Below are 26,468 nucleotides of genomic sequence, written 5' to 3'. Positions count from 1 at the left end.
TATAGATACAGCGTTTCAGATTGAAATGATGCTTTATCGCGTACATTGCGGAATGACGCGCGCACATCGTTCCGATTATAGGGATTTAATCGCCTGAATAACCCAGTTCGCGGCTGATGGCGAGCGCCGTCTCCTTGACGTATTCGCGCAAGGTGCGCATGCGCGCATCGTCCATATATTGCTGGGCGCTCGACACGCTGATCGCGGCGGCGATCTTGCCGGTCATGTCGCGGATCGGCGCCGCCACGCAGCGGATGCGGTCTTCGTTTTCATCAAGGTCGAGCGCATAGCCATGCGTCGCATAGTCCTTCATGACCTCCAGCCAGGATTTGAGATCGTAGCGATACTGCGGCTGGTCGCGCGCCTCGCGCATATAGACGTCGCGCAAAGCCTCCTCGTCGGCGTCGATCAAAAGCGCCTTGCCAAGACCTGTCGGACGTAAGGGCTGGCGCTCGCCGATCACGCAGCGCACCTGAATGCGGCGCGTGCCGGGAATCTTGTCGATATAATGCACCTGCTCGTTGTCCAGCACGCCGAGATTGACCGTATCGCCGGTGTCGGCGGCCAGTTTCAGCAGGAAGGGATGGGCGATGCGCGTCATGGTGATCTGCTGCGACGCCGCCCAGCCCAGCTCCAGCAGCTTGGCGCCGAGGCTGTAGCCGTCGCGCGGCGACAGGATCAGATATTTCATCTCGACCAGGGTGGTGGCCAGACGGTGAACCGTGCTTTTGTTCAGACCCAGCGACTTGGCGATCTTGCCGAGCGTATTGTCGCCACGCGCGACCCGGTCCAGCACGTCCAGACCGCGCATCAGGGTCAGGGCGCCGCCAGCGCCGCGCGCGGTTTCGCCCTCCTCATCGGCGGCGGGCGCGTCAAGGTCGGCAGCGGCGATGTTTTTCATAGCGAAAGGCTCATGGCGATATGGGTACGGCGGCGCGTCCGGCGTAAACGGGGTAAACAGGACCATGCGCGGGTCTGCGTACCGGATATATATGTCCCGTGACTATAAATGATATCTCCAGCCGCGCGCAAGGCCGCCCCCCTATCGCGCCTTGACCGTGACGGGATGGGCCAGCTTTTGACGCGTCGCCTCCAGCCACGCCTTGAAGCCGTCCTCGTCCCTGACCGCCCCCATATAGCCCGCAATGTCCTTGTTTTCCTGCACCCAGCGTCCGGCAAAATAATAGTGCGCCTGCGGCTGGCGGAATTGCAGATAGAGGGTCTGGCCGTCATCGACGGCGGCGCCCGTCACCGCATCCGTGCGGTAGAACACCGCCGTGCCGATATCGTCGGGGCCATGCTCCTGCGGTCCCCAGACGCCGATATAGGCCCAGGACGAGCCGTCTTCCGGCGCGGAACGGATAAGGTCATCGCCCGGATGCACCGTCAGGCCGGTCAGCAACGGCGCGTCCATGGATTTCGCCTCGGCGCGCACCTCGGTCAAAGCGCCGCCCGCCGTGATCGCGTAGGTGGCGTGAAGTTGACCTCCGCCGCCGCTGATTTTGTCGGCGTCCACCTCGACCTTGGCGGTCACAGGCCCCGTGGCCAGCACCTTGCCAGTAATAACATTCGGCCCGGTCTGGGTCGCCTTGCCGTCGCGCAGAAAGCCAAGGCCGCCGACGCCGAGCGCATCGCCGACCTTATAGATGTCGCCGCCCCAGCCGCGCGGATACTGATAATCGTCAAAGCCGCGTCCGATATAGGGAAAGACCGGGTCCGGCCCGAACTTGCCGAACAGGTCGGTGACGTTGCGCTTATCGAGATAAAGCCGGTAGCCGACGCGGTCCGATTCCCAGCCTATGCCCTCAAAGGCGATCAGGCCGTCGTGGATGAAGTGGTCGGACGAAGGGGTGAAGCTTGTGCGATCCTCGAAGTGTCCGCCCTTGATGGCGTCACCCTGCAAGGTTCCGCCGACCTGCACCTTCAGCGTCGCCATGACGCGCGGCGGCGACGATGGGGCGGCCTTGTTGGCCAGCGCGACCTGCGCGGTCTGGTTCGCGGCCAGCGGCATGACGAAGCGGACGAAACTATGTCCGTCTTCGCTGATCGCTTGCGCGGGCGCGATTGTAGCGCCGACCTTCACGCACCAGTCGCCGCTGGCGTCCGGCATGGGAATGTCCACCACCGCATCGCTTTGCGCCGCATTCAGCGGATTCGTCACCGTGAAGGTCTGGGCGTGAAGCGTCGCAGGCAGAAAGAGCGCGGCGCAGGTCATCAGGGCCAGTCGGGTCATGTCAGGGCGTCCTTCCGGTAGCGTTATAGGTGAGCCGCCAGCTGATCCGCAGCGGCTGCGTCAGGGTGGCGCCGCCGGAGCGACAACGCAACAGGCTGTGAAACGCGCCGGTCGGGGTGCGGTAGGCGGGGTCATCGACCGGAGTGAGCGCGCACGTCTGCAAGCCTTGAATCGTAAAGCTTATCGCCGCGCCGTCGCCATAGCTGACGCGCCATGCGTCCGCCTCATGGCTCAGATGCGCCGTCATGCTGTAACTGGCGAATTCAAGGTCGATGGCGGCGACGTCCAACGGCGCGGCGGGCGTGAAAACATCCTCGCGCGTCACTTCGCCTTTCGAGAAACGATAAAGCGTGCGCGCCGCCAGACGCGCATCCGGCTGCGGCGTTTTTTGACCCAGACGGTCCATCTTCGCCTGGTCGTAGCGCACTTCCGCGCCGCCGCCTGGCAGGGCATGCGCTTCGACGTCACGGAAATAGCTCAAAGGTTCAAGCTCAGTTCCGTCGGCCAGTGTAAAGCGCACAATCAGTTGCGGCGCGGCGCCGTCAGGAACGCCGCTGATCAGGTCCGGTGAAAACGGCAGCGGAAAATAGGGCGAATGATTATGCTGGTCCTCTCCGCCATTGATCAGCGGCAGGCCGAACAGCCTCTGATCGTCGATCACTGTCACCAGAGCGCGATCATAGTCGCCTTTGGCGAACCAGGTCAGGGTCAAAGGCGGTTGCGCGGCGCGCCAGGCGGCAAGATCGGTTGTCGGGGCGACGTCGCGATAGCCGAGCGCGTTCCATTCGGCGTTGGTGTAGATATATTGTCGGGCAAGGCTCAAATTTTCGCCGAGAATGCGGTTTTTTCCGCGATAATCGTCGGTTTTTCGTCCTTTTTCCCACATGTTGACCGAACCCGTCCGCCCATCCACCCAAAAGTCCATGTAGCGCTGTGCGACGATCGAACTGTAGCTATAGGCCGCGTCGCGCTCCTGCGGCGTCAGGAGGTTCAGCGTCGCCGCCGCGCTTAAGACTTCGAGAAAGGCCGTCTCGCCATAGGGTCCGATGCTGCGGCCATATTCGAAGCCGTCGCCTTCTTCGTTAAGGCGCAAGAGCAAGACCTTCGCGGACTCACGCAGCCAGTCGCGCACATCCGGCGGCGGCGTCAGGCCCGCCTCGATATAGCGCTGCGACAACTCGCCGATCAGCAGGATGCTGTAACGGTCAAAACGCCCCTGCCCGTCGGTTTCGTCGGCGAAGCCGTACTGCGAGTAGGTGCGATAATGCGCCAGCGTCTTATCCAGCAGCGTGGTCATGCCGCTGGCGTCCTCCCAGCCGAGCTTGTGGCGCAGTTGCGCGATGCTGAAGGCGACGCCGTAATAGTTGTTGGGCAGGTCGATCAGTCTGAAATCCGGATCGACGAAGCTGCGCCAGTCGAGTTTCGTCTTTAATGCCGCCAATGTCTGCGGATCGAGACAGGCCTCCAGCCGTCCGGCGTCCTTCAACTTGGCCAGGGCCTGCATATAATAATAGATGCCCCAGGTCGTCAGCTTGTCGTGCAGAGTCAGTTGCGCCAGCTTGCGAAACCCGGCCTCGTAGCGGGGAAGACGCGGATCGTCCTTGTCCATGCCGACGATGACGAAGGCCATGCCGTCGGCGATCTTGCCGCCCAAGAACTTGTCACCGGCGCCGAACACGTCCTGACCGTCGAGGCGTAAGGTCCGGCCTTGCGTCATCACCTGCTCCAGCAGCGCTTCGGTCTGCGGCATAAGACGCAGGCGGACCGTCGCGTTCATCGGCGCCGAAAGGTTCTGGGCGAAGACAGGCGCGGCGCACGAAGCCATCGCCAATGTCGCGAGCAGGAATGCGCGACGCATCCTACTGGCCCTTCGCCGGCAGGGGCGGATAGATCAGATTGATGGGCGCCGTCGCATAGGTCTTTCGGTAGATATCGGCCTTGGCGTCAAGCGAGCGGTCCTTATAGCCCCAGGCCGCGCGCAAAAGCGCCTCATAGAGATCGTCCGTATTCATGGCGATCTCCTGCCAATGCCAGTCGCCTTCATGACCAGCGTAGCGCGCGAGGAAATCGGTCGCCAGCCACAAGGAGCGTCCATCCGCGGCCTTCCAGTTCCACAGATCGACGCCGACGCAAGACGCCAGCGCCGCCTCGTCATAGACGGCCTGCATCGTCCAGGTGCTGTAGTGGAAGGAGCGCGTTCTCGCCAGCTCCTGGGGGAGCGATCCATCCATCGCCATTTCCGGTTCAAGGCGGCGCTGCGCGAAGGCCGACGCGACCTCCTTCGCCAGATCCGCGCGCCCGGAAAACAGCGCATAGTCGGTCAGTTGCAGGTCGTACCATATGCCGTGATTGTTCTTAGCGTCACGCTCGGTCCTGCCGTTGTCGCTCGTAACCATCCAGTCGGCGAAATCGCCGAACCATTGCTTCAGGCCCGTTGTCTCCTCCGGGCTCAGCGCGCCCGAAGGCTGCAACAGGCCGATCGCTTCGGTCACATCCAGAAAATTGGCGGCGTCGATGATACCGTAGGAGCGCCCCGGCGTCCGGCCCGGTACGCCCTGAGCGAAATTCATGTTCGGATTCATGCGCGTCTTGGCGTCAAGGAACCAGACGCGCAAAATCTCCGCCGCGCGCGCTGCATATTTCGCGTCATGACTATAGTGATAGGCCAGGGCCAAGGTCTTAACCGCCTCGCTCATCTCGCCCAGTCGCGTGCGGTCGAACGCCTCGGTGGCGCGTTCCGGGTTCACCCGGCCATCGCGATTGATATAGGGCTCGCCATTGGGCTGCGCCGGATCGGGCCACCAGTAAGGGGCGATGCTCATATAGTCGTGCGGATCATGGCTGGGCGTTGCGTGCGTCTTGTCGGTGACGCTCCACGGCCCCTTGTGCAGGTCGGCGTCGGCCTCTTTCAGCAAGGCGGCGTAGGCCGGATCGGTCTTGAGGTCGACGGCTACGGACGCCATCGCGTCGGGCCGCCATAAGAAGGTGCGCTGACCCTCGGCGGCATAGCCGTTGACGCCGTCGCATGAGGGCGCGGCGAAGGCGGGCGCCCCCGCAAGGACGAGACAGGAAACGGTCAGGCCGGATAGTAAAAATGAGAACAGGCGCATTTGCGGCTCCGCAAAAACTGAACGCCGCCGCCGCGACGAAGGCGAGAAAAAAAGGCCGTCCCGCAAGCGCGCAGGACGGCCAGGGTACGGGCGGGAGAACTAGAAATTCGCCCGTAGGGTCACTTCGTAGGTGCGTCCGTCATAGTCGAGACGGCGCGGCAACATCGGATCGTTTTCATATTCGGCGCGCATGGCGTCGGTCAGGTTGAAGCCATCGACCGACACGCTCCACATCTTGTTGATATGATAGGAGGCCGAGGCGTCGAGCTGGCTGCGCGCGCGAACAGTGCGCGCGTCGCCGACAAAGGTGTTGCCCGCGGCCAGATCGTATTCGCCGCGATAATTATAGACGAGGCGGATGCCGAATTTCTTGGTTTCGTAATAGCCGATCAGGTTGAGATTGTTCTTCGACACGCCCGGCAGGGTCAGCTTGGCGCCGCTGGCGTCCTTGCCCGATACGGTCGTGTAGGAATAGTTGAACGCGCCGCCGAAATTCTTCCACAAACCCGGCAGGAAGTCGAAATTCTGCTGCACATTGAACTCGACCCCATCGACGGTCAGCGGGGTCAGATTGGTCTGGCCGCTGACCCTGACGGTGGCCTGCACATTGGTTCCCGAGGAGTCGGGGAAGGTGTTGGAACTCAGGCACTGGCCATTGGAAATGGTCAGGGCGCCAAGGCCGTAATCGACGCCGTTGATCTTGCCGTCCGACGGGCACAGCACGTTCGCATCGGTGATCGGCCCGATATAGCCCTTGATCTTCTTTTCGAACACGTCAAGCGCCACCAGCCCGCCCGGGCGGTTGTACCATTCCAGCGACAGGTCGAACGAGTCGGAGGTGTAGGGCTTCAGATTGGTCGCGCCGAGCGTCACATTATAGCTGGGGTTGGTGTAATAGGTCGTCGGCACGGTGTCGGTCGGCTCCGGCGACAAAACGCCCGTGGTCGGCACGGTGTCGCGCGGCTGCGGACGCACATAGGTCGAATAGGCGGCGAAACGCAGCACCAGATCATTCGTCAGGTCCGCCGCCACAATAAAGGACGGCAGCGCGTAATCGTAATGGTTCTTGTAGGTGCGCGTCTCCATGCTGTGATTGACCGGCGCCGGCGCCGTGGCCGTCGATTTGTCGCAGTTCACGCAGTCCAGAGCGACAATGCGGTTCTGCGTGTCCTCATAGCGCACGCCGATATTGCCGCGCACGGGAATGCTGAAAACCTGGCTCTTGAACTTGCCCATCAGATAGAGGGAGGCGACGTCGTTCTCATTGGTGAAATTGTTGTTCCAGTAGTTCGGATCCCAATAGTTGTTGACCACGCCGTAAGGGGTCAGGAAGACGCCGTCATCGCTGGTCATGGCGTACTGCGCAGGCAGTTGCGACGGGTCGATCGGGGTAATAGCGGCCAGGATCTGGTTAACGTCGGCCTGGAACCAGTTGCTGTTCATGCCCTGGGCATTGCCGTCGAAGAAGTCCTTCGTCGCCGGTTCGGCGTGGACCATGTCCGAAGTGATGTTCTGGGTCTGCGTCCCCAGCGACGAGTTGCGCGAACCGGTGGACTTGTAGCGGCCCTGTTCATAGCGCAGGCCGAACTGGACGCTGGAGAAGAAGCCGCCTTCGGGTAAGAAGCGCTCGGCGTCGAGCTGGACGGCGTTGAGGATGTTGTCGGCGTGGCCATTGGTGCCGCTGACGCCGAACTTGTTGCCGAGCGCGTCGCCCGCCTGCGTCGCCTGATTGGCGGCGGAGGCGACCGGGTAGCCGCCGGGGCTGATATGGGTCGTGTTCGGCGTAGTCAGTGAATAGACGGCGTTGCTGAGATCGTCGCCGCCGGTATAGACCGAGGCGACATTGCCGTTCAGACCGCTGAGATTCTTGTACGGGTTCTGCACCACGTCCAGCTCGATCTGGTTGGCCAGCACCTCGGCGCGCGAAATCGTCGCCTCGCCGTCCAGCCGCCATGTGTCGTTATGGAAGCTGAAGCTTGGGTTGACGGACCAGGTCGATTCCTTGGCCGGTTCCGAGCGCGTTGAGTCATAGGTTGCGACATTCTCGGCGGTGAAGGAATTGATATAGGCGCGCGTTCCGTTGGGCGTATCGACCGTATAGGGATCGCCCAGTTCGGTGAAATGCACGACCTTGGAGGACGAACTCAGCGACGAATTGCTGCCCTTGCCCGCATCGGTATTGATATATTGCAGGTCGTTCGTGCCCTGGTCGAGATTGCGTTCGGTGTAGAAGCCGGTGACGCCCAGTTTCCAGTTGGCGTTGGCGTTCCATTCAAACCCCGCTGCGCCCGACAGAAGGTGGCCGACATTGTTGCGGCTGAACTGGCGCACCTGCGACGGATAATAGATCCCACCCGGATATTGCGCCGCCAGCGCGTCATAGACCGGATTTTGCCCCGCCTTCTGCTGGTTGCCGACCTGAATGGCGCCGAGCTTGTTGGCCCAGGTATTGACCGAGATCGAGTCGCGGCGGAACTTTTCGCTCTTGTAGGCGATGGTTCCGAAGACCGCGAGATCGGGGCTGAAATGATGGTTGATCCCGAAGGTAATCGAGGGGCTGGCCAGCTTGCCAAGCGTGTCGTATTCCTCGGACAGCTTGAAGAACTTGCCGTCTTTTCGCGACAGAGCGGGCGCGATGCGCAGATCGACATTGCCCGACAGGCCGCCCGCCATATCCGAGGCGTCCGGGGATTTCACCACTGCAATCGAGGAAAAGATATCGGAATCGAAGGCGCCCAGCGGCGTTGAGGCGGCGTTGGTCGCGCTGCCGAGAATCGGATCGGCGAAGGCGCCGCCGTTCAAAGTGGTGCGCGCGAAGGTTCCGGGCAGGCCGCGCAAAGAGATGGTGGCGTTGCGGGAATCGGCCTCGCGGTTAAGCTGCACACCCGGAATGCGCTGGATCGCCTCGCCGACATTCAGGTCAGGGAAGCGGCCCAGACCGTCGGAATTGATGGAATCGACGATCTCAATACTGTCGCGCTTGGTGTGAATGGCGTCGGCATAGGCCTTGCGGAAACCGGTAACAACGACGAGCGTGTCATCTTTTGCAGAGGCGGATGTGGATGGGGCAGGCGCTGCATCCTGAGCATGGGCGGCGCCGGCGAGCGCCAAGGTCAGGACGAGCGCGCTGGCCGACATGAGGGCGCGCGACGGCGCCGAAAAGCGTGATCTGGTCATTTCTTATCCCTGCTTGTTGTTCCCGCCGCATGCGGGTTTTTTGTTATACAGCTTTGAAATGACGATAAACGCAACAGCAATTCATATATAGGTACGTTATTTTGGGCGCATTTGCGCGCCTTGCCGTCTTTCCGTGGCGCTTATGTCACATTTTAACGGATGCCGTATCTATAATCGGGACAATGTCGGGGCCGCTTCGTGACGGGTTCGCTTCGCGCCGCTGAAATTGTCCCGATAATTGAAACAAAAGCCTGCGCGGATCAGCGCCGTGGCGCGCCATTGCGCCTGCGGCGGCGTCCTGACGCATTTATGCCTGAATTCAGACACCTGGGCGAGAAGAAAATCGTGAAACCGGGACGCGCCAACGCAGGGCCCTGCAGGAAGGGAAACCCGCCCGCGTCTCCATATATGAACCCGCGCACCGATTTAAGATACGCAAAGCTCGCCTAATTCGAGGTCGGGCGGATGTCCGGGAACAGGAATTCTGTCGTCTTGCGGGCGATGCCCGTTAGCTCTGCGCGACCAGCGCCGGCTCTGGCGCGCACCAGAAGGTTCTGGGTCAGGCCGCTGACCATCTGGGTCAGCACCCTGGGGTCGGCCTCGGCGGGCAAGCAGCGCCAGGTTTGCGCCGCGGTGAAAAAGTCTTCGAAGCGGCGGTCGAAATTCTCGATGGTCCGTTGCAGCATGTCGAGGATCGACTCGTGCTGCGGCGCGTCGGTCAGGGCCGTACACATAAAGGCGCAGCCTAAGGGGTGGTCGGCCTCGCCGGTATAGGCGCGAATCAGAATGTCGAAATAGCGGTCGATGATGGCGCGCACCGTATCGCCCTGACCATTGCAGGTCAGAATGCCGTCGAGTTGGGCGCGCAGGCGATTCTGATAAAACGCCATCGCCTTGATATAAAGCGCCTCCTTATCGCCGAAACCGGCATAGAGGCTGGGGCGGTTAACGCCGGTCGCCTCGACCAGATCGTCGAGTGAGGTGGCGGCGAAACCCTTTTGCCAGAAAACTTCCAGCGCCTGCTCCAGCACCTGGTCAGGATCGTAGGCCCTGGGCCGTCCGCGCTTTTTCAGGCCCGCGCCGCACGCGGCGGAATCCACGGCCTGACCGCCGCAATCGTTCGGTTCGAGGTCGAAAAGTCCAGCGGTTTTCGCTTCCAGGGTTTCCATGTTTACGCAACACTCCGTTTGGCCCCATGCCCGCTGACATGCCTGCTGACAGGTTTCGGCGACCTCGGCTCTATATCCTTATCGTCACATTAGCGTCGTTTTACGATCTTTTCCAGCCTCGCCGCCCATAGGGCGCGAACGGCGGTCTGCGCCTGAAATCCAAGGCAAAACATATTTTTGTGCGAATTGGTACAAAAATATGTTTACAAGATGGCCCGCCGTCCCTATTAATTTGCGAACCAGTACATAAATGGGTGTTCGCGAGCGCATATCAAGCCGCAAACCCAGCCTCCTCCCCCAAGATACCAAAGGCGCCCCCATGCCCTATCTGTCCCTTCTCCACCGGCCCTACGCCAAGCCCCTGCTGATCTCCGCCGCCGTCATCGCCCTGGCGGGCGCGGTCAGCGTCGCCGCCCTCTCCTCTGGCGGCGAGGCCCATTCGCAAGCCGCCCAGCAGGCCGCCCCTGTCACGGTCGCTATCGTCAAGACGCAGAACATCACCGCCTGGAATGATTTTTCCGGCCATCTCGAAGCCGTGGACCGGGTCGATATCCGCCCGCGCGTCGATGGGATGATCAAGGCGATTCATTTCCGCGAAGGCGCGCTGGTCCATGCTGGCGATCTGCTGGTCACCCTCGACCCGGCGCCTTATGAGGCGCAGGCGGCCAGCGCGCGCGCCGACGTCGTCGCCGCCCAGGCCCGTCTGACCCTGGCCGCCTCCGAACAGGCGCGCGCCCAGCGCCTGTTCGGCGATCACGCCATCGCCCAGTCGGAACTGGAGAGCAAGACCAATGACTTAAAGGCCGCCGAGGCCGGTCTCGACGCCGCCCGCGCGCATTTGCAGGTCGCCAATCTTAATCTCAGCTACACTCAGGTGCGCGCGCCGGTGTCGGGCCGCGTCGGCCGCATCGAAGTCACGGTCGGCAATCTCGTCGCCGCCGGGCCGCAGGCCCAGGCCCTCACCAGCCTTGTTTCAGTCAGCCCGATCTATGCAAGCTTTGATGCCGACGAAGGCGTGATCGACCAGATGCTCGGCGATCTGCGTCAAGAGGGCGGCGAGGCCCAGCTCACGCGCGTGCCGGTCACGCTCGATGACGGCGGCCAGACCCTGAACGGCCATCTGCAACTGATCGACAACCAGTTCGACAGCGCGTCCGGCACATTGCGCGTCAGGGCCGTGTTCGACAATGCCGACGGGCGGCTGATCCCCGGTCAGTTCGTGCGCGTGCGCCTCGGCGAAGCGGCGACGCATCCGGCGATTGTCGTATCGGAACTGGCCATCGGCACCGATCAGGACAAGCGTTTCGTCTATGTCGTCGGCAAGGACCACAAGGTCGCCTATCGCGAGGTCAAGCTTGGCGCATCGCTCGGCAATGGCCTGCGCGTCGTCACCGACGGCCTGCATGACGGCGACCGCGTGGTGATCGACGGCGTGCAGCATATCGGCCCCGGCGCGACGGTCGCCGAACAGGTCGCCGCCCTGCCCACGCAACCCAGCGCCTAAACCACCTTACGCCCCCTCTCCCCCATGACCATGGGGAGAGGACGACCTGCAAGCCCGCAGGGCGCAGAGGGTCGGGTGAGGGGCCGCCCGACGCTTGCACTTAACCGGCGCACACCCCCTCACCCGATCGCCTTCGCCTGACGGCTCGGCTCTCGTCCTCTCCCCGCGTGGAGGGGAGAGGGGAAAGATTATCTGTTTCAGCCCATATCAAGGGGGCACTTTCATGAACCTGTCCAAATTCTTCATCGACCGGCCGATCTTCGCCGGGGTGATCAGCGTCCTTCTCCTCGTCATGGGGCTGCTGGCGCTCAAGACCTTGCCCGTGTCGGAATATCCCGAAGTCGTGCCGCCGCAGATCGTGGTGCGCGCCGTCTATCCGGGCGCCTCTCCCTCGGTGATCGCCGAAACCGTCGCCGCCCCGATCGAAGAGTCGGTCAACGGCGTCGAGAACATGCTCTACATGTCGTCGCAGGCGACGACTGACGGCACGATGACGCTCACCGTCACCTTCAAGCTGGGCACGGACCCGGACCTGGCGCAGCAGATGGTGCAGAACCGCGTGTCGCAGGCCGAGGCGCGTCTGCCCGAAGACGTGCGCGCGCTCGGCGTCACCACGCAGAAAAGCCAGTCCGCCCTGCCCATGGTCGTGCATATCGTCTCGCCCAATGGACGTTATGACGTGAATTACCTGCGCAACTACGCCCTGATCCACATCAAGGACCGCTTGCAGGCCATCAAGGGCGTCGGTCCGATCCAGATGTTCGGCGGCGGCGATTACGCCATGCGCGTCTGGCTCGATCCGCAAAAGGTCGCCGCGCGCGGCCTGTCGGCCAATGATGTCGTCAACGCCATCCGCTCCGAAAACGTGCAGGCCGCCGCAGGCTCCGTCGGGGCCTCACCCGGCCTGCCTGGCAATGTGCTGCAATTGTCGGTCAATGCCGAAGGGCGTTTGAAGACGCCGGAAGACTTCGCCGACATCATCATCAAGACCGGCGCGGATGGCTCTGTCACCCGGCTCGGCGATGTGGCGCGCGTTGAAATGGGCGCGTCCGACTATTCCCTGCGCTCCCTGCTCGACGGCAAGGCCGCCGTCGGCATCCCGATCTTCCTGACTGCCGGGGCCAACACCCTGCAGGTGTCGCACGATGTGCGCGCTGCGATGGCGGAGCTGAAAAAATCCATGCCCGAAGGCGTCGATTTCCGCATCGCCTATGACACGACCGAATATATGCAGGAATCGATCAATTCGGTCATCCACACCCTGCTCGAAGCCATCCTGCTGGTCGTGATCGTCGTCATTCTGTTCTTACAGACCTGGCGCGCCTCAATCATCCCGCTTCTGTCGGTCCCGGTCTCGATCATCGGCACCTTCGCGGTCATGCATCTGTTCGGTTTCACCATCAACACCCTGACCCTGTTCGGACTGGTGCTGGCCATCGGCATCGTGGTCGATGACGCCATCGTCGTGGTCGAAAACGTCGAGCGCAATATCGAGATGGGCAAGAGCCCGCGCGCCGCCACCTATCAGGCGATGCGCGAAGTCTCAGGTCCGATCATCGCCATCGCGCTGGTGCTGGTCGCGGTCTTCGTGCCGCTGGCCTTCATCACCGGCCTGTCGGGTCAGTTCTACCGTCAGTTCTCGCTGACCATCGCCATCTCGACCGTGATATCGGCGGTCAATTCCCTGACCCTGTCCCCGGCCCTGGCGGCCCTGCTGCTCAAGGGCCATCATCAGCCCAAGGACGGCCTGACGCGCTTCATGGACGCGATGCTCGGCGGCCTGTTCCGCCGCTTCAACGACCTGTTCCATCGCGGTTCGGACGCCTATGGCAAGACGGTCGGCGGCGTCGCCTCGCGCAAGGCCGCCATGCTCGGCCTCTACGCCGTGCTGGCGGGCTGCGCTTACCTGATGTTCCAGATCGTGCCCGGCGGCTTTATCCCGCAGCAGGACAAGGCCTATCTGGTCGGCATGGTGCAACTGCCGGACGGCGCGACGCTCGACCGCACGGAGGCCGTGGCCAGCCAGGTCTCCGACATCGCCCTGAAACAGCCGGGCGTGGCGCACGCCATCGAATTCCCCGGCATGTCGATCAACGGCTTCACCATCGCCTCCAATCAGGCGGTCGTCTTCCTGCCGCTCAAGCCCTTCGCCGAACGTCATGGCAAGGCCGAGAGCGCCGGCGCGATCGCGGGCGCGCTCGACGCCAAGTTCGCCGGCATTCAAGGCGCGAACGTGGTCGCCTTCCCGGCCCCGCCGCTGCTGGGCCTTGGCACCACGGGCGGCTTCAAGCTGCAACTGGAGGATCGCGGCGCGCTCGGCTATGCCGCGCTTGACAAGGCGGTCAAGGCCTTCGTCGCCAAGGCCAACCAGACCAAAGAACTGGCCGGGGTCTATTCCTCGTACCAGATCAATGTCCCGCAGGTCTTCGCCAATATCGACCGCACCCGCGCGCGACAACTCGGCGTTTCGGTCAGCGATATCTTCGCCACCATGCAGGTCTATCTCGGCTCGCAATATGTCAACGACTTCAACCGCTTCGGCCGCACCTACAGCGTCCGTGTCCAGGCCGACGCGCCCTATCGCGCCACGCCGGAGGACATCGGCAATCTGAAGGTGCGCTCATCGAGCGGCGAGATGGTGCCTTTGTCAGCCGTGATGACAGTCCAGCCCTCCTACGGCCCGGTCACGGCCAGCCGCTATAACGGCTTCCTGACCGCCGACATCAACGGCGCGCCCGCCCCCGGCTATTCGTCGGGCCAGGCCCAGGCCGCCATCGAAAAGCTGGCGCGCGAAACCCTGCCGCAGGGCGTCAGCTTTGAATGGACCGAACTGACCTATCAGCAGATCCTGGCGGGCGATTCCTCGGCGGTCATCTTCCCACTGGTCATCCTGCTCGTCTTCCTCGTGCTGGCGGCCCAGTATGAAAGCGTGGTCCTGCCCCTGTCGATCCTGCTGATCGTGCCGATGGGTCTGTTGTCCGCTATGATCGGGGTCTTCCTCACCCATTCGGACAACAATATCTTCACCCAGATCGGCCTGTTCGTGCTGGTCGGCCTGTCGGCCAAGAACGCCATCCTGATCGTGGAGTTCGCGCGCGAACTGGAGCTGTCCGGCCTCAGCCCGATGGAGGCGGCGGTGCGCGCCAGCCGCCTGCGTCTGCGCCCGATCCTGATGACCTCGTTCGCCTTCATCATGGGCGTCGTGCCGCTGGTCTTCTCGCACGGCGCGGGGGCCGAGATGCGGCAGGCCATGGGCGTTGCGGTGTTCGCCGGCATGATCGGCGCCACCTTCCTCGGCCTGTTCCTGACGCCCTTCTTCTATGTCCTCCTGCGCGCCCTCAGCGGCAACCGTCCGCTCAAGGCGCACACCTCGACCTTCGAGGGCGAGGACGATCCTTTAATCCCGCACGAGGCTTCCGCCCGTTCCGAGGAATCTTCTCATGCTTAAAGTCTTCACCTTCGCCTCTGCGGCGATCCTCCTGAGCGCCTGCGCCACAGCTCCGGTTGATAAGGCGGCCCTGCCCGCCCCGCCCGCCGCCTTTGCCGGCCCGCAATCCGTCGCCGCCACCCCCGCGCCCGCTTCCGGTCAGTGGTGGCTGATCTTCCACGACGACGCGCTGGACGGGCTGATCGCGCGCGCCATGAGCGCCAATAACGATGTGGCGCTGGCCTCGGCGCATCTGGAGCAGGCGCGCGCCCTTCTGGGCTCCGCCCGTTCGGACCTGTGGCCGCAGCTATCTGTCGGCTACAGCCCGTCGCGCTCGACCTATCTGCAACCGCCGGGCAAGGCGGCCAATGTCCATACGGTCAACGCCGATCTCAGCTATGAGGTCGATCTGTTCGGCCGTCTGAACCGCGCCGCCAAAGCCGCCAATTATGACGCCACGGCCAGCGCCGCCCTTCTGAAAGACGCGCAACTGCTGATCCAGTCGCGCGTGGCCGAAAGCTATTTTGCCTTGCGCGCGCTCGACGAGGACCGCGCCATCGTGGCGGAGACGCTCGACGCCTACCGTCAGAGCCTCGCCGTCACCCAGCATCGCTATGACGAAGGCGATGTCGCCGAACTCGATCTGGCGCGCAGGACGACCGCGGTCGCCGCGACCGAGGCCGCCGCCGCCGCACTCGATCAGCAGCGCGCGCAGGCCCTGCACGCCCTGGCCGTTCTGGTCGGCGAACCGGCCAGCGGATTCGAGCTGGAGGCGCAGCGCTGGGCGCAACAACCCTGGGCCGGAACGGTCCCCGCCGTCCCCGCCGGTCTGCCGTCCGACGTGCTGAACCGCCGCCCCGACCTGATCGCCGCCGAAGCAAACCTCAACGCCGCCGCCCAGCGCGTCGGGGTGGCGAAGGCGGCGTGGCTGCCCTCGCTCAGCCTGACCGCGGAGGGCGGCTACGCCTCGCCGAAGACCGCCAGCCTGTTCGACCCGGCCTCGGCGACCTTTACGCTGGCGGCGGCCCTGTCGCAGGCCGTATTTGACGGCGGGGCGCGCAAGGCCAATATCGACTACGCCAAGGGCGGCCTCGACGCCGCCTTCGCCAGCTATCGCCAGAACGCCCTCGTCGCCGTGCAGGAGGTCGAGGACAGTCTGTCCGATCTCGACTCTCTGCGGCGGCAGGAACAGGCCGAAACCGACGCCGTCGCCTCGGCCTCGCGCGCCTACGACCTGTCGCAGACGCGCTACCGCGAAGGCTCCTCCTCGCAACTGGAAGTCCTCGACGCCGAACGCGCCTTGCTGAGCATCCGGCGCGAAGCCCTCAGAGTCAGAGCGGCCCAATATCAGGCCAGCATCGCCCTGATCCGCGCCATCGGCGGCGATTGGGGCGGGACGAATTAAAAAAAAGCCTCAGACGATGCTGCAGCGGGACTCGTCGCGTCGCCTGGGGCTTGCCCCCCTTGAATTCTGCGTACGTGCTGTATTTGCGTACATCTGACGCTTTCCGCACATTTATTTGTCTGAGTTTCAGGCGAGCCCGCCAGCCTGACAGAGATTTTCAGAAAAAATACTCCGACTAAATTATACGCGCATACCCGGCCCTTCACACCGATTATTGCATCATTTCTATAGTATGAACGTGTTTGGCATAAACGTTTCTGTTTAAGACTTTCTTTTAAACTGAATATAGGTCTATAAAACATACTGTCTATAATAGGCGCATTGGTTTCAAATTTGAAAGCGCCTTCCATATACCTGTATCAATAATGCAACATTACATTTACGTAATGAAGGCGGGATATCGCTTTCAATTGCATATCCTTGCAACAAGTGCGTATTTTTGACGGACTCATAAAAAAAGATCCGTAGGCATTATAATTTGTGCAGACGGCGCTAGAGACAGGGAGAATCGTAAAAACCGCCTCGAAGCTTCGAAGCGCTTCCAGCGCGACGTGGCTATAGCGAGGCAATCGCATGCCGGTATGCGTCGGCGCATGGACATTCCATAATCCTGCCCGATTTTTTGAGCGGCGGCTTCAGGCCGGTTCTCATATTCGCAAACCGCGTGCACGGCGCAAGGATGACACGCCTGGCGCCAAAGACTCTGACGCCCGGTTCGACGCGCAATCGTGAGGTTGTCGTTTAAAAAGGTCGGACAAAACCGTGCGAACAGGACAGACAATACTAAAATCAAATGACGCTTGGGAGGCGCTACATGACATCACGTTCAGGATTAACGCGTATTCTGCTGGGGACGACGGCTATCGCCGCGGCCCTGTCCTTCACATCGGCTCACGCGCAGGACGCGACGCCCGAACAGAAGGCGGAAGCTCAGAATACGACGACCGACGCAAAGCCGAAGGACAAGGCCGATTCGACCGTCGTGGTCGTCACCGGCATCCGTAACGCTCTGCAAAACGCCGCGCAGATCAAGCGCAAGGCGACAACCTTCGTTGACTCGATCACCGCTTCGGACGTGTCGGCCCTGCCCGACCTGTCGGTGGCTGAAGCTCTGGCGCGCGTTCCGGGCGTGACCGTGACGCGCTTCTCGATCGGCGGCAGCCCGGACTTTCCGTCGCCTGAAGGCCGCGGCAACCTGATTCGCGGGCTGGGCTTCGTCCGCTCGGAATTCAACGGCCGCGACGCCTTTTCGGCCAATGGCGGCCGGTCGCTCGACTGGTCCAGCATTCCGCCGCAGCTTGTCGGCGCGGTTGACGTCTTCAAGAACGTGTCCGCCGACATGGTCGAAGGCGGCATCAGCGGTACGATCAATCTGCGCACCTTAGAGCCGTTCGACCGGAAGGGCTTCTTCCTGGCGGTTTCTACCGACTGGAATTACGGCGATCTGGCCAAGAAGTGGTCGCCCTCCTACAACGCCGTCATCGGCAACCGCTGGCAGACCAGCCACGGCGAATTCGGCCTGATGGGTTCTTATTCAACCTCGAACCTGAAATCCGCCTATAATGGCTGGCAGCAGCCCGCCCCGATCCCGCGCTCAACCGGCTTAAATCCGGACGGCACGCCTGAGCAGCTCAAGAACGGCGTCGCGCGCACCTCAACTGCGCCCATCGTGGGCGATATCGAAGGCTTCCAGCTGCGCACCAGCAACGTCAATCGCGACCGCAGCAGCGCCTATCTGGCCGCCCAGTGGAAGAATGACAATACGCGCGTTACGGGCAAATATATCCGCGTCGTCAACAAGACCGACAGCCTTGAGCATACGCTGGAATCCTTCCCGGACGGCGCCAACAACCAGCACTATACGGTCACCAACGCAACCTATAACGACGTCAATCCCAGCGCGCTGAACCTGTGTAACGTGCCGAACGGCCAGCCGAACGACTACTGCGAAGTCACCTTCCCGGTTACGGGCGGCCTGATGACCAGCGGCACGGTGACAAGCAGCGACGACGGCTGGATCGGCGCCTATGGCCTTGGACCAACGATTCTCGGCATCGGCAAGACGGAAACGACGGTTACCGAAGACCTCAGCCTGAACGTCAAGTGGCGGCCCGCCGACCGCTGGTATGTCGAGTTCGACGCACAGGAAACCAAGGCCTCGGCAACCTCGAATGAAACCTGGGGCGGCGCGCAAACCTGGGCCACGGCGACCATCGTGCCGGGCCTCGATCATCCGCAGGTCACCCTGACGCCGGATCCGCGTACGCAGATCAATCCGGGCAATGTCGCTGGCGCCGTACAGACCGGCACCGATGCGAACGGCAAACCGATCTACGCTTACACGCCGCCGCCACAAAGCGGCACCGCCGATCCCAATGCGGCCTTCTGGCTCTATGCCGGCGACGGCCACCATGACGGCACGGGCGATCTGAAGTCCGTTAAACTGGACGTCCAGTACGATTTCGCCGGCGACAGCTGGTTCAAGTCGGTGAAGGTCGGCGGCCGCCGCACCATCCGCAGCCAGGTTAATAAGGAAGCCGGCGTCAACTGGTCGGGCATTGCGCCGGCCTGGATGGGCACGGGCCTGGGTCTGTTCGCGACGGAAAAGACCCCCGCCTATGAGACGGTCGATCTGGCGAACTTCTATCGCGGCGGCGTTCTGCAAGGCCCGAATACCAAGTTCCTGGCCATTCGTTCGGATCTGTTGATGGATCCGTTGAAGATGGCGCAGTATCTGGCGGCTGAGCCGACCTTCAACAATGCCGACGGCACGACCAAGACCGGCTACCATCCGCAGATCGACGCCAAGGGCAATCCGATCTACAACCCGGCCAACGTCTCGACCGTGCGCGAAGCGACTGACAACTTCTATCTGATGTTCACCTACGGTAAGGAATTCGACAACGGCATGTCGCTGGACGGCAATTTCGGCGTCCGCTACACCCAGACCACGCTGGATTCCGAAGGCTTCATGGCCTACACGCCGTTCGGCCAAGATCAGCAGATCGCCTCGACGCCGTTAGCGCCGCGCACCCCGACCGCCGAAGCTCATGATGCGGCGCAGGACTTCCTGCCCCAGACGGCGGCCTTCCTCTGCCCCTCCCTGCTGACGACGCCGCTGAGCGCTGCGGACATCGCCGCCGGCTACACGGAGGCCACCAAGGTGAACCGGGCCTGCCCGGCCAGCCTGACGGTCGGTCACTCTGATCCGCAGACCGTCCACGTCTCGGACAAGCACTGGCTGCCCTCGTTTAACCTGAAGTGGAACCTCAACAGCGAAATGCTGATCCGCTTCGCCGCCAGTAAGAATCTAAGCCGACCCAATGTTCAGGATATGCGCGCGGGCCAGACGACCTCAGCCATCACCAGCAATGTCGTTTATCCCACGATCACCGACCCGACCGATCCGCTCTATCATGTCGATCGCGGCTATCAGTCGGTCAACCTCAGCCAGTTGCGCGTCACGGGCGGCAACCCTTATCTGAAGCCCACCACCGCCGACAGCTTCGATCTGTCCTATGAGTGGTACTTCAAGGGCGGCATGCTCTCAACCGCGGCCTTCAAGAAGAACCTGTCGAACATCATCGAATCCGGCGTCATGCAGCTCGGCACGACCAATCTCGACGGCAAGGCGGTCAGCATTACCTATGGTGGTCAGGTCAACCAGGCGAAAGCCAAGCTGCAAGGCATCGAATTGGCCTATCAACAGTTCTATGACTTCCTGCCCGGACCTCTCTCGCATCTGGGTCTGCAAACCAACTTCACCTATATCGACTCCAACGCGACGCCGCCTCCGCCCTATACCGACGCCAACGGCGACGGCGTGCCGGACGATCCGCAGACCATTTACCGTTTCGGCGTCAAAAACCTGCTCGGCCAGTCGAAGTACATCTTCAACATCGTCGGTATCTATCAGGACAACAAATGGGAAGGCCGTATCGCCTATAACTGGCGTTCGGAATACCTGGACACCTATCATGACTACATCACGGGCGACCCGGTCTTTATTTCGGACGTCGGCTTCCTTGATGCGTCTTTGAAGTACAACATCAACCGTCAATGGCAAGTCAGCCTGAATGCATCCAACCTGCTCGACACAAAGAACAAGGCGACCGCTCAGATTGACGCCAAAGGCACCCGCGTTGACCGCTTCAGCTTCATCAACGACCGACGCTTCGTGTTCGATCTGCGTTATCAATACTAAGCGCGCCTGATGGAGGAGCGGCGGACGACGCCGCTCCTCTGTCGTTTTTCAAGCCCAACCCCGCAAAAGACATCCGATCTCAACGGAGCGCCACGAGGAGAAACATCCAGGGGCTAACGGGACCCATAAAAGAGTGTATATTGCCGCCGGGTAAGTCAGGTCTCGACAGACTTCAGGCTGAACCGGTGGATGTCGCCAAGAAACACAACAGAGGAAGCCTAGAATGAAAAGATCTTTGACATGGGCGCCCGTCCTGCTTCTGCTTGGGGCCGCCATGACGATGGCGCCGAGCGCCTCGATGGCCGCCAAGGCGACCTATAAGGAAGCTGGCCCCAAGGGCGGCGCAGGCTGGACGACGCATCCGCTGGATGGCGGACGTTACGCCGTCATCTATACGGGCGATTCTAAGTCTAAGAAGGACGAAGTGGTGAAGTTCGCCATGCTGCGCGCGGCCGAATTTACGCAGGAATCCGGCTATGAATGGTTCGCCGTCATATCCTCATCCTTTAACAATGTGGAGGTTGGCGGGGCTGACGATCTGGCGGGCCGCACCGGACAGTTCATGGGCCCAACCCAGGCTGGGATGGGAACGGGCACGGACGTCAATGGCAACAATCCTAACGTTAATCTGGGGCCATCCACCGGCGGCTTCGGCGGCGGCGACGCCCCGCCTGCGATGATGGAGCGTTGGCAGCCCAAGAAGGTGCCGCAGGCCGTGCTGATCATACAGATGGGCAAAGGCGATCAGGCGAATTTTGAAGGCGTGACCAAGCAGCCGGATATATTCGACGCAAAGTCCACCGTCGCTGAATTGACCGCGCCGGACACTAAGTAACCTTCAGGCCATTAAGCCACAGCGACGAATCACCACATCCGTTTCGGATGACACGGGGCGGCGTGTGATTTAATCTTATACCAAGGCGGGATCCGGCTATGAGCGCCGGATCCCAGCCTTCAAACCGCAGGCTCGCCGACAAGAAGGCCGAAAGAGAGTATGCCGCCGATGAAAGTCGCCGTTCATGAGATCGGTCGCTCCAGGTCTCGTGTCATCGTCATCGACGATTTCTTTCCCGACGCGCCCGCCCTTGTTGAAGCCGCCGCCGCCTTAGCGCCCTTTCCAGAGGAAACCGGCACCGCCTATCCGGGGCTGCGCCGCCAGATCGGTCCGACCGACGCGGCTTCCCGCTATGTGCTTCAGGCCCTGCAAGCCCTCTCTCCGGTCATTCGCGATGCGTTTAACGCCGCCTATTTCGCCGTTACGGAAGCCAGCTTCTCCTTGGTGACCACCGCAGCGCAAGACCTGCGCGGCGTGCAACGCATTCCCCACATCGATAGCGACGATCCATCGCTCATCGCCATCCTGCATCATCTGCATGACATTCCCGGCTCCGGGACGGCCTTTTACCGCCACACCGCATCCGGCCTTGAGCGTCCCGATCCAGCGGCGCCCGGGGATTTACGCCGCCGTCTTGAGGCCGAAGGCGCGCGCATCGACGCCGCCGACACCGGTTTTGTCGGCAGCGATAATGACGCGTTCGAACAGATTTTCTTCGCCGAGGCCCGCTTTAACCGCATTATGCTGTATCAGGGCTGCCTGATGCATTCGGGCGTCATTCCGCCCGACTTTACTTTCAGCGCCGATCCGAGGCGCGGACGCCTGACCGGCAACATCTTCGTTCAGATTGTTCCGGAGGCGCAGGCATGACCCTTTCGGCGCAACCGATTGAAAGCATCTGCATCCTCGGCGGCGGCTCCGCCGGGTGGATGACGGCGGCGGCGCTGGCGCACAAGCTGGCGGGCCTGCCTGTCGCCATCACCCTCGTCGAATCCGAAGAGATCGGCACGGTGGGAGTCGGCGAGGCCACCCTGCCCGCCATCCGCAGCTTCAATACGGCGCTGAACATCGACGAAGCTGAGTTCATGCGCTTCACGCAGGCGACGTTCAAACTCGGCATCGCGTTTAAAAACTGGGGGCGAATCGGCGATTCCTACATCCACCCCTTCGGCGATTTCGGCCAGAAGATCGACGACCTGCCCTTTTATCAGCACTGGCTTCGGCTTCGGCGGCAGGGCTATGCGCACAGGCTCGACGATTTCGCCTACTCCATTCTGGCGGCGGAACAGGCCCGCTTCCGCCGCCCTTCCTCCGATCCTGACGCCGTGGAGTCGAGCTTTGGCTACGCCTACCAGTTCGACGCGACGCGTTACGCCGCCTACTTGCGCCAATATGCCGAGGCCAGGGGCGTAAGGCGGATCGAGGGCAAGGTGATCGACGCCAGCCTCGATAGCGAAACCGGCCATGTCGCTTGCGTCGCGCTCAACAACGGCGCCCGCATAGCGGCCGATCTTTTTGTCGATTGCTCGGGCTTCCGCGGCGTCTTGATCGAACAGGCGCTGAAAACTGGCTATGACGACTGGAGCCAGTGGCTGCCCTGCAACCGCGCCGTCGCGGTTCCGTGCGAATCGCGCGGACCGCTCATCCCCTTCACCCAGGCGACGGCGCTGGAAAGCGGCTGGCAGTGGCGCATACCGCTGCAGCACCGCACCGGCAACGGCCATGTCTATTGCAGCGACTTCATCTCCGATGAGGCCGCCGCCGCGCGTCTGCTCGGCAATCTGGACGGCCCGACCCTGGCCGATCCGCGCCAGCTCTATTTCACCACCGGACGGCGGCGCCTGTTCTGGAACAAAAACGTCGTCGCCATCGGCCTGGCCGCCGGTTTCTTAGAGCCGCTGGAATCGACCTCGATCCACCTGATCCAGGAGGGTATTACCGAGCTGATCCAGATTCTACCCGACAAACGCTTCCTGGCGTCGGACCGCGATGAATACAACCGCCGCATGGCGCTGAATTTTGAGCGCGTGCGCGACTTCCTGCTGCTGCACTACGTCGCCACGCAGCGCGATGACAGCGAGATGTGGCGTTATTTCCGCGCTATGACGCTGCCCGACAGCCTGCAAGAGAAGATAAGCGCCTGGATGACGCGCGGCCATCTGATCCGCTACGAATTTGGCGTCTTCCTGCCACCGAGCTGGGTCGCGGTTCTGATCGGCCAGAACCTGATCCCGCATGGCTACGATCCGCGCGCCGATCGGCTATCGTTTGATCAGGTCTTCGCCGAGGCCGAGGCGATGCGCGCGCGCATCGGCAAGGCCGTCGCCGCCGCCCCGGGCCACGCCGCCTTCCTGCAACAGGCCGGCGCCGCGTCGGGCGTCGAGCCCCTGAGCGCAAAGGCGGTTTTGGGATGACGCCATCAGACTCGCCTTTGCGCCGCATCGTGGTCTGCGGCTCGGGACTGGCCGCTATAATGACCGTCGCCGCCCTGTGCCAGCAGTCGCCGGCGCGCTTTGAAATCATCTGGCTCAGACCTTCGGCGTCAGAACCCAGCGACGCCTTTTATGGCGGCGTCACCACGCCCTCGGCCTATGATCTGCACCTCAGGCTGGGTCTTGACGAAGCGGCGCTTGTCCTGAACAGCGATGCGGCCTTCTGCTTCGGCGCGCGCTACGTGAACTGGGGCTGGGGCCAGGATCGCCACACCTGGACGCAGGCCTATCACACGCCCTTCCCGGTCCTGAACGGCGTCGTCTTCTATCATTATCTCGTGCAGCGCGGAATCGACACACTATCGCCGTTTCTGATTTCCGCGATCGCGGCGGAGAACGGCGTTTTCGCCCACCCGCCGGAGGACGAGCGCCATCCACTGTCACGCGCGGAATACGGCTATCAGTTCGACGCAGCGTCCTATGGCGTCCTCTTCGAGCGCCTGATCGGCGCCAGGGCGACGCACGTCTCAGGCTCCGTCGCCGCCATCGACCGCGCGGGGGACGTCATAAGCGCCTTGCGCCTTGAGGACGGGCGCACGCTGCATGGCGATCTCTTTATCGACTGCACAGGACCGCAGGCGCGTCTTGCCGACGCTGACGCGCTGACGTCGCAAAGGCGTCTGCGCTGGCTGAGCGGCCGCTGGCCACGCCAGGGTCTGGGATCTTCGGCGCGGGTCGTGACCGCCGCCGCCTTCGGCTGGAGCGCGCTGACCTGCGTTCAGGGCGCCGATCTAAGGCTCACCGTCTATGCCGCGGAGGACGAGGATCAGGCCAAGCAGGCGCACGGCCAGGTTCTGGAGCGCGGCGAGATCAAGCTTGGCCATCGCGCCGCCGCATGGCGCGGCAATTGCGTGGCGATCGGTCACGCCGCGGGCGTGGTTGAACCCGTGACCGCGGCGCCCATGCTGCTTTTACAACGCGACATCGAGCGGCTTGTCGACCTTCTGCCGCTCTCAAACGACATGATGGTTGAACGCCGCGAATTCAATCGCCAGTTCCGTGACGATTATCGCCATGCCGAGCTGTTCAACCGCGCGCTGTTCACAAAGGTCGCGCCGGACGCGCCGCCCTACTGGCGCGACGCGGCGACGCCTGTGGATGAGCGGCTGGCGGCCAAGATCGCGCAGTTTGAAAGCCGGGGCCTGCATGTCGCCTACGATCTGGAGCCGTTCACGGCTGAAGACTGGATCATCCAGCATTTCGGCATGGGCCGCCGGCCTGAGCGCTATGACCGGATCGCCGATCAGACGCCGCCGGAGCAGATTAATGGTTTTCTGGGCGGTCTGCGCGGCCAGATCGCTCAGGTGGCCAAGGCCATGCCGCCGCACGGCGTCTATCGCGACGGCCTGACGGCGTTTCTGCGGCGACAGCAGGGTGATATATAATGACGCGGCAACTTAAGAACATCGTCATTCTGGGCGGCGGCTCGGCGGGCTGGATGACCGCGGCGGCGCTGTCGAGCCTGCTCAATCCTGAGCATGTCTCAGTCATCCTGATCGAATCCGAAGAGATCGGCACAATCAGCGTCGGCGAAGCGACCATACCCGACATCATCAACTTTAACCGCATGCTGGGAATCGAGGAAGACGACTTCATGCGGGCGACCGAGGCCACGTTCAAGCTGGGCATCGAGTTCATCGACTGGGGCAGGAAGGGGTCAGCCTATATACACCCGTTCGGCAGCCACGGCGTCGATATGAACGGCATCGACTTTCATCATTACTGGCTGCACAGCCGCGCGGGCGGCAATCGGCGTCCCATCGACGATTACAGCCTGTGCGCCCTGGCCGCACGCGACAACCGCTTCGCCCTGCCCGACCCCGATCCGCGCAAGCCGGGCTCGCATATGCGCTACGCCTATCATTTTGACGCCACGCTCTACGCGCGCTATCTGCGCGGCTACGCCGAAGCGCGCGGCGTCCGGCGCGTTGAGGGCAAGGTTGAGACCATAAGGCAGAATCCAGACAGCGGTTATGTCACGCAGCTCAGCCTCGATCACGGCCAGACGGTCGAGGGCGACCTGTTCTTTGACTGCACCGGCTTTCGCGCCCTTTTGATCGAAAAGACGCTGGGCGTCGCCTATCATGACTGGAGCCACTGGCTGCCCTGCGACTCGGCTCTGGCCGTAGCGTGCGAGCACGCCGGCCCGATCACGCCCTATACGCGCTCCGCCGCGCGTCCGGCGGGCTGGCAATGGCGCATCCCCACCCAGCGCCGCACCGGCAATGGCCATATTTACAGCCGCGCCCATATGGACGACGAGACGGCGCACGACCTGCTGGTGACTTCGCTGCCCGGCGCCATGCTGGGGACGCCGCGGCAGATCCGCTTCAAGGCCGGACGCCGCGACAGCTTCTGGACCAAGAACGTCATCGCCATCGGCCTGTCCGCCGGCTTTCTGGAGCCGCTGGAATCGACCTCGCTATATCTCATTCAGGAGGGGGTCAGCCGGTTCATCACCCTCTATCCCGACGCCAGCCTGCCCGACATCGTGCGCGATGAATATAACCGCCACATGCGCGTCGAGTTCGAACAGGTGCGCGATTTCATCATCCTGCACTATCGCACCACGGAACGCGACGACACATCCTTCTGGACCTATTGCCGCACCATGCCGATACCGGACAGCTTGCAGCACAAGATCGCGCTGTTTCACGAGGTCGGACGCGCCTTTCGCTATGAGGACGAGCTGTTCTCCAAGGCCAGTTGGATCGCGGTGTTTCTCGGTCAGGGCATATTGCCCAAAACCTATGATCCGATCGTGGCCGCCCTGCCGCCCAAGATGGTGAGCGAAAGCCTCGATTCGATGCGAGCCGCCATGCTCAAGACTGTCGGCGGCATGCTGCCGCATGGCGATTTTCTGCGGCAATACTGCCCCGCTTCTCTTCCTTAACGCGCTTTAAGGCACGTCA

The 26,468-nt window shown here is 62.4% G+C and carries 15 protein-coding genes; 9 read left to right on the top strand and 6 right to left on the bottom strand.

The features are described 5' to 3' along the window. Window positions 1-85 precede the first annotated feature (85 nt). The 6 genes from ACTHLA_RS10420 to ACTHLA_RS10395 all read right to left on the bottom strand — a co-directional run bounded on the left by ACTHLA_RS10420 (window position 86) and on the right by ACTHLA_RS10395 (window position 9,689). Window positions 86-901: an IclR family transcriptional regulator gene (locus ACTHLA_RS10420; RefSeq protein WP_440188454.1), complete on the bottom strand. Its 816-nt coding sequence runs from the start codon at window positions 899-901 to the stop codon at window positions 86-88. 141 nt (window positions 902-1,042) lie between these two features. Continuing rightward, window positions 1,043-2,233, bottom strand: a complete 1,191-nt coding sequence (locus tag ACTHLA_RS10415; protein ID WP_440188451.1) for a DUF4861 family protein — start codon at window positions 2,231-2,233, stop codon at window positions 1,043-1,045. Between the two features lies 1 nt (window position 2,234). Continuing rightward, window positions 2,235-4,091: a hypothetical protein gene (locus ACTHLA_RS10410; protein ID WP_440188448.1), complete on the bottom strand. Its 1,857-nt coding sequence runs from the start codon at window positions 4,089-4,091 to the stop codon at window positions 2,235-2,237. Window position 4,092: 1 nt separating this feature from the next. Beyond that, window positions 4,093-5,343, bottom strand: coding sequence for an alginate lyase family protein (locus tag ACTHLA_RS10405; protein ID WP_440188445.1), 1,251 nt, complete (start codon window positions 5,341-5,343; stop codon window positions 4,093-4,095). 99 nt (window positions 5,344-5,442) lie between these two features. Further along, window positions 5,443-8,520, bottom strand: coding sequence for a TonB-dependent receptor (locus ACTHLA_RS10400; RefSeq protein ID WP_440188442.1), 3,078 nt, complete (start codon window positions 8,518-8,520; stop codon window positions 5,443-5,445). A gap of 446 nt (window positions 8,521-8,966) precedes the next feature. After that, window positions 8,967-9,689, bottom strand: coding sequence for a TetR/AcrR family transcriptional regulator (locus tag ACTHLA_RS10395; protein ID WP_440188439.1), 723 nt, complete (start codon window positions 9,687-9,689; stop codon window positions 8,967-8,969). Window positions 9,690-10,008: 319 nt separating this feature from the next. Between ACTHLA_RS10395 and ACTHLA_RS10390 the strand changes: the two genes are divergently transcribed. The 9 genes from ACTHLA_RS10390 to ACTHLA_RS10350 all read left to right on the top strand — a co-directional run bounded on the left by ACTHLA_RS10390 (window position 10,009) and on the right by ACTHLA_RS10350 (window position 26,449). Beyond that, the gene (locus tag ACTHLA_RS10390) at window positions 10,009-11,193 is read left to right on the top strand and encodes an efflux RND transporter periplasmic adaptor subunit (protein WP_440188436.1); all 1,185 of its coding nucleotides are present in this window, start codon (window positions 10,009-10,011) and stop codon (window positions 11,191-11,193) included. Between the two features lie 223 nt (window positions 11,194-11,416). Next, window positions 11,417-14,641 (top strand): efflux RND transporter permease subunit, encoded by a 3,225-nt coding sequence (locus ACTHLA_RS10385; RefSeq protein WP_440188433.1) that lies wholly within the window; start codon window positions 11,417-11,419, stop codon window positions 14,639-14,641. Then, complete coding sequence (locus tag ACTHLA_RS10380; RefSeq protein WP_440188430.1) at window positions 14,634-16,025, top strand: efflux transporter outer membrane subunit; 1,392 nt, start codon at window positions 14,634-14,636, stop codon at window positions 16,023-16,025. Before ACTHLA_RS10385 ends, ACTHLA_RS10380 begins: the two co-directional genes overlap by 8 nt. Before the next feature lie 814 nt (window positions 16,026-16,839). Continuing rightward, window positions 16,840-20,229, top strand: a complete 3,390-nt coding sequence (locus ACTHLA_RS10375; RefSeq protein WP_440188427.1) for a TonB-dependent receptor — start codon at window positions 16,840-16,842, stop codon at window positions 20,227-20,229. 223 nt (window positions 20,230-20,452) lie between these two features. Continuing rightward, window positions 20,453-21,064: a CC0125/CC1285 family lipoprotein gene (locus tag ACTHLA_RS10370; RefSeq protein WP_440188424.1), complete on the top strand. Its 612-nt coding sequence runs from the start codon at window positions 20,453-20,455 to the stop codon at window positions 21,062-21,064. Between the two features lie 168 nt (window positions 21,065-21,232). Then, window positions 21,233-21,934: a DUF6445 family protein gene (locus tag ACTHLA_RS10365; RefSeq protein ID WP_440188422.1), complete on the top strand. Its 702-nt coding sequence runs from the start codon at window positions 21,233-21,235 to the stop codon at window positions 21,932-21,934. Then, window positions 21,931-23,478 carry a tryptophan halogenase family protein gene (locus tag ACTHLA_RS10360; protein ID WP_440188419.1) on the top strand — a complete coding sequence of 516 codons (1,548 nt, stop codon included), beginning with the start codon at window positions 21,931-21,933 and terminating at the stop codon, window positions 23,476-23,478. Before ACTHLA_RS10365 ends, ACTHLA_RS10360 begins: the two co-directional genes overlap by 4 nt. Beyond that, the gene (locus ACTHLA_RS10355; protein WP_440188417.1) at window positions 23,475-24,941 is read left to right on the top strand and encodes a tryptophan 7-halogenase; all 1,467 of its coding nucleotides are present in this window, start codon (window positions 23,475-23,477) and stop codon (window positions 24,939-24,941) included. Before ACTHLA_RS10360 ends, ACTHLA_RS10355 begins: the two co-directional genes overlap by 4 nt. After that, on the top strand, window positions 24,941-26,449 hold the full coding sequence (locus tag ACTHLA_RS10350) for a tryptophan halogenase family protein (RefSeq protein ID WP_440188414.1): 1,509 nt from the start codon (window positions 24,941-24,943) through the stop codon (window positions 26,447-26,449). Before ACTHLA_RS10355 ends, ACTHLA_RS10350 begins: the two co-directional genes overlap by 1 nt. Window positions 26,450-26,468 lie beyond the last annotated feature (19 nt).

Source organism: Asticcacaulis sp., from assembly GCF_051956075.1.
GTDB lineage: Bacteria > Pseudomonadota > Alphaproteobacteria > Caulobacterales > Caulobacteraceae > Asticcacaulis.
Note: the sequence above shows the minus strand (reverse complement) of the source record. Positions and strands in the feature narration are given on the sequence as shown.